Origin of the sequence: Bacteroides sp. Phil13, assembly GCF_001940965.1 — a bacterium.
In the GTDB taxonomy this organism is placed as follows: domain Bacteria; phylum Bacteroidota; class Bacteroidia; order Bacteroidales; family Bacteroidaceae; genus Bacteroides; species Bacteroides intestinalis.
The window spans coordinates 1-5,187 of record NZ_MSHA01000095.1; the positions used below are offsets into that span (position 1 = coordinate 1).

The 5,187-nt window shown below is 39.6% G+C and carries 3 protein-coding genes and 1 pseudogene; all 4 read left to right on the top strand.

The genetic code is table 11. From position 1 onward, the window contains the following. Positions 1-153 precede the first annotated feature (153 nt). Positions 154-297, top strand: coding sequence for a hypothetical protein (locus BWI44_RS18770; protein WP_181982227.1), 144 nt, complete (start codon positions 154-156; stop codon positions 295-297). Positions 298-362: 65 nt separating this feature from the next. Next, the gene (locus tag BWI44_RS18775; protein ID WP_286815954.1) at positions 363-2,867 is read left to right on the top strand and encodes a hypothetical protein; all 2,505 of its coding nucleotides are present in this window, start codon (positions 363-365) and stop codon (positions 2,865-2,867) included. Positions 2,868-3,025: 158 nt separating this feature from the next. Further along, positions 3,026-4,168, top strand: coding sequence for a Wzz/FepE/Etk N-terminal domain-containing protein (locus BWI44_RS18780; RefSeq protein ID WP_115503474.1), 1,143 nt, complete (start codon positions 3,026-3,028; stop codon positions 4,166-4,168). Next, a pseudogene (locus BWI44_RS18785) lies at positions 4,161-5,187 on the top strand (ABC transporter ATP-binding protein); the annotation flags it as partial. The gene BWI44_RS18780 and the pseudogene BWI44_RS18785, both read left to right, overlap by 8 nt.

Genomic DNA, 5,187 nt, shown 5'->3' on the forward strand with positions numbered 1-5,187 from the left:
TGCAGGCTGAAAGGAGCTTTTACTGGTCTTCTTTATAGAAATATTTGCAAGATCGTAAGAACTGGCTTGATTTTTTTATATAGTATAGAAAAGTGTATTACTAGTTAATAATGAAGAGATTTTTAATATTACTAACAATTTAAATTTATGATTATGAAAGTAGAAAAGGAAATGAAGTATGAAGCTCCAAAAGTGGAAGTTCTGAAAGTAGAAGTAGAATTAGGTTTCGCTGCTTCTGGTATTGAAGGTCCCGGGATAGGTGGAGACGACGGTGACTTTAGTGGTGGTGACGACTAAATAAAAGTTGTTGAATCTAGGCGAACGTATATCAATTAATGTATTTAAAATTTAAACTAATTGCAATGAAAACAAAACATTTATTAATGGCTTGTGCGCTGCCTGCTTTATTTGCAGCATGTAGCCAGGAAGAGGCTCTGGTGAACGTAGAACCGGAAATACAATACAAAGGGAAACCGTTGGAGAACGTCACTCTATCCTTTAATAAGGAAACAAATGTCGCAACCAGAATGGTAAATGACGGTTGGAATTTAAAGTGGAAGGCAGGAGATCAAGTTGGACTAGTTTGGGTGAATGCACCGGAAATTCAACAACAATTTACTAAGGAGAAAGAATATGATCCGACTGTACTTCCAAGTACTGCATTTTGGGCAAGTAATACCCGTATGACTTGCAACGATCCTGACAATAATATTTTTGGAATGCAGGATGGTCAGGTATTAGAAGGCCAATACTTTGCTTACTATCCTTATTCTGACAGATATAAAGTAGATGGTAAGTTTGGCTTGAGTGTTGATGCAATACAATCTCAGGGAAGTACGGACTTGACCCAGCCGACAGAGGTACTGTCTTATGTTGTGGACAATATGCCGTGGGTGTCAAGAAGAGTAGATGAGCAAACTCAAGAAACAAACAAAAATGCTACTTACATTTATCCGTTGCAAAATGAAGAGGCCGGCATGTCGAAAGCTATTAATATGGAGATGTTTCGTTTTGCCAACATGTTGGATGCTCGTGTGACCTTTAAAGCAGGTTCGCAGACAATTATAAATCCTGAAAAGATACAGATTGAAAGCGTTGACCTGATAGTGACAACCCAAAATGAAAGTTGGGCTGTAGACAAAATTGCGACTTCCGGTCTGTTTGACATGAGTAAGATCAAAAGATATAATAAGGGTGCATATGATGAATTTGGTATTCCATCGTTGAGCGGTACTTCCAAATACGCATTGCCTACGATAGAAACTCAGGAGGGGCTGTTTGTCAATGATAATAAAGTTTCAAGCATCACTACTATTATCGAACAACCTGTGGCTAAATCTACTGGTCGCGTAAATTTCCTGTTGATGCCTTACACAGAAAAAAACAGCTATTTTACGAAAGAATACTATAAATTGGCTTTGGTTATCCATACTAACTATGGTGTTGTGACAGTTGAAGAAAGCGACTGGTATAAAAGTAAAAAAAGCGATCCTACTGGTATGCTCGTTTTAGGTCCTAATGCAGTAGAGAGTGATAAATTTGTCAAGATCAACGATATTGAAGCATTCTACGCAGGTGGATGGGCTGCAAGAACAGGAGCATTCTGTACTCGTTTTATAGAAGTAAATGTAGATGATTTGGAATTTGAAACCAACTGTATTAAAACTCAGAACGATTTGCTTGCTACCATCGAACGTATCAATAGCAGAAATGTAACGAATAGGCGCTTTGATCTCTGTGTTGACGGTGATGACGCTAACAATGTTTTGGAATTGACTGATTTCGACTGGTCTGCTGAAAGTGATAACGAAGCTATCAAAACATTCATTACTGCAGGCAATACATTACGTTTGAAGGAACACTCAGATAAACAAGTGACTATCAAATTTAATGGTAATAACAAGATTGGCGCTGGTCAGTTGACTAATCTTTCTAACAAAATAGATATAGTAGTTTCAGAAAATGCAGTTCTGGATGTAAACGCTGATTTCACAACAGGTATTTTTGTAACAGAGCAAAACTCTATTCTGAACGTTAACGGTGCAAAATTGACTACTGGTGTTGCAACTTTGAATGGAAGCACTAACATTTTAGTTACGAATGAAGAAGCTGGTGAATTGAATGTTGCAAACAAGAGTGAGAACAAGGGTACTATGGAAGTTAAGGGTATCCTGAGTTTCAAGGGTAATGCAGTCGTAAGTAATACAGGCACTATCAACTTATACTATACTGCTCAGTTGACGGGTGTTACCGGCCAAGTAGCAACATTGAACAACAGCAATGTTATCAACTATTATTATGCTAAGAGTGGAGACAAGAAAAATGTCAATATTACTAACGTAGAGGATGGTCAATTCATTGCTGAGTACAATGATGGTATTGTTCCTGGAACAGGTGACAATGAAAAGAAGGCAGATTTCATGAAGAACGCCAATTCTTATGGTGTAACTCACTATATCATTTCTAAGGCTTCTGACGCCAACTCTGAAGCTTGGAGCTTGACCAATGCTACTAAGATCACAGTAAAAAAAGGCGTTACATTGACATTTAACCCGACTAAGGCTTCTACTATGGGACTTACAGCATCGAAAGCTCTGCTGTACTTCGAAGGTAATAATGAATTAGCTTCTACAGGTGACTATGCTAGTTATGCAAAAGTTGCAGTGAAAGACATCACCTTAGCATACGGTATAAAATTGACGAATAATGTAGAAGTTGTCTTGACTGGCAAATTCCAGGCAGAAGTTGACAATAACAATTCCACAACCTACACTGTAGACAATAAGGGGTATATTTATGGTGGTATCCGTGTTAGCCAGTCTGGTACAATTACTTGGTTGGGTAAGGAATACGGAGTCAAGAAGTAATATACCTTTGAATTAAAGAAGAATGAGTCTATTCATTCTTCTTTAAAAGGAAAAACTGACTGGATAGGATTATATAATCTGAATGTTTAATTTTCGCTTGTCAAGACATTCGTCTTGGCAAGCGTTTTTTTTCAGAAGAAGTTCCGAGTGAAACTAAGATGAATAGCAATACTATAAACGAGAGGAAAGATATGAGACCACCATCTTCTCAAGAACAGGAGATTAATCTATTGGAACTGGTAAAGAAAGTCTGGGACTCGCGGAAATTGATTTTGAGAATGTGTGGTATCGGAGCTATTGTAGGGTTAGTTATAGGCTTCAGCACTCCTAAGGAATATACAGCAAGTACCCTTATTGCCCCGGAAAGCAGAAGGGCTTATCCGGGTAAAAGTGCATTAGTAGATATGGAAGATGACAATCTGAGTTCATCAATCACAGGTGAAAAAGATGCCATTTTTCCGGTTTTATATCCGGAAATCATCAATTCGACGCCGTTTCTTATACGGCTTTTCGACATCAAGGTACGCGAACAGAAAGATAGTGTTTCGATTCCTCTTTCGCAGTATCTAAAAGAACGCCAGAAAGCGCCATGGTGGAGAATTATTACTTCAGTTCCGTTCAAACTGACTGGATGGATCGTATCTCTATTCAAAGATGAATCAAATGAAGATAGCGGGCAAACTGGGACAAAGATGGGTATAAACCCTTTTCGGCTGACTCGCAAAGAAGCAGGCATGGCAGGTGCTATCGCTTCGAGAATCAATATCGGGGTGGACAAAAAGAAAAGAACTATAACCATATTTGTCACCATGCAAGATCCGTTAGTTGCAGCTACTGTGGCAGATATCGTACGAGTATACTTGAAAGAATATATAACGGAATACAGGACAGGTAAAGCACGCAAATTCCTGAAATATACAGAAGAACTTCGTAAAGAGGCACAGGAGGAATATTACAGTGCACAGGAGAAATATACCCGGTATGCGGATGTTAACCGAGGGTTAGTGAAGTTAACCTCACGCGCTGAACTAGTAAGGTTACGGAATGAAATGAAGCTGGCTCAAACTACCTACAATCAGACGAAACAACTGGTTCAGGCAGCTATGGCAAGAGTAGAGAAGATAAGGCCTGTTTATGCGGTTATCCAGCCGGTAGTAGTTCCACTTAAACCCTCTAAACCCAGGAAGATGACGATTCTTGTGATGTATGTCTTTTTGAGTGGTGCAGGAAGTTTGGTCTGGGTATTGTTTGCCAAAGGCTTCCTTAAAGATCTAAAAAAGAGAAGAGTAGCAGATGGTTAGAAATATTGTTCGATTGTTGTCAGAAGAGCAACGCAGGCGTGGTGTATGGGTAGTATTCTCTGTATTAACACGTGCCATACTCGACTTTGCAGGAATAGCGGCACTGGTGCCAATATTATTAATAGTGGTAAAAGATGGCGGTCGGAGTATGATGCTGGCAGTATGCGGTGTCGTATTACTGTTTGTATTGCTAAAGAACACCTTAGTTATGCTTCTGGCACATGTACAAAGCTGTTATCAGTTGGAAATATATCGGGAGTTTAGTACCCGTATGTTTGCCAATTATTATCATCGAGGGCTACTCTATTTAAAAGGAAAAAGCAGTGTAAGGCTTGGGCATGAAGTGAATCATGTATGCTATATGTTCAGTTTATGCGTATTGGCCCCTGTTTTCCGTATAGCAGGAGAAGCGGTACTGATATTGTTAATAGTATTGGCACTTATCATCTGGAAACCATATGCCGGTTGTTTGCTCTGTGGAGCGTTCCTGTTCTTATCGGTATTGTATATCTGTTTAGTTAAGAAACGCCTGCGACGTTATGGTATGGAGGAATTGGAAGCACGTCGCAAGCAGAGCCGTACGGTGGTGGAAGCCTTTTGTGGATATGCAGAACTGGAAATTGCCCAAGCATTTTATACTTCTCTTGCTTCCTTCAATCAAGGTCTGGATTCTATTATTGGGAACCGTTTGCGTATGGAAGTGTACCAACTTTTTCCATCCTTCCTTTCTGAAGTAGCCATAGTGATCGGACTGGCATTGCTGATTGGTACGGGAAGTGGTGACCTGGGATTGATAAGCGGTGTGTTTGCAGTAGCGGCTTTCAGACTAATTCCTGCAGTGAGATCCGTATTGAATAGTTGGGTAACGCTTCAAAATGCTTCGCATACCATAACGGTAGTGGAAGAAGGTATTACTGTTATAAGTGACGAATTACCCAAAAACTTACCAAGTGAATCTCTTTTAGAATTTACCCATACCCTTGAATTGCGTGGGTTGGAATTCGCATTTCCTGATGGAC

Coding starts and splice junctions, on each gene's coding strand:
- BWI44_RS18770 (WP_181982227.1), top strand. CDS start 154: ATGAAAGTAGAAAAGGAAATGAAGTATGAAGCTCCAAAAGTGGAAGTT.
- BWI44_RS18775 (WP_286815954.1), top strand. CDS start 363: ATGAAAACAAAACATTTATTAATGGCTTGTGCGCTGCCTGCTTTATTT.
- BWI44_RS18780 (WP_115503474.1), top strand. CDS start 3,026: ATGAATAGCAATACTATAAACGAGAGGAAAGATATGAGACCACCATCT.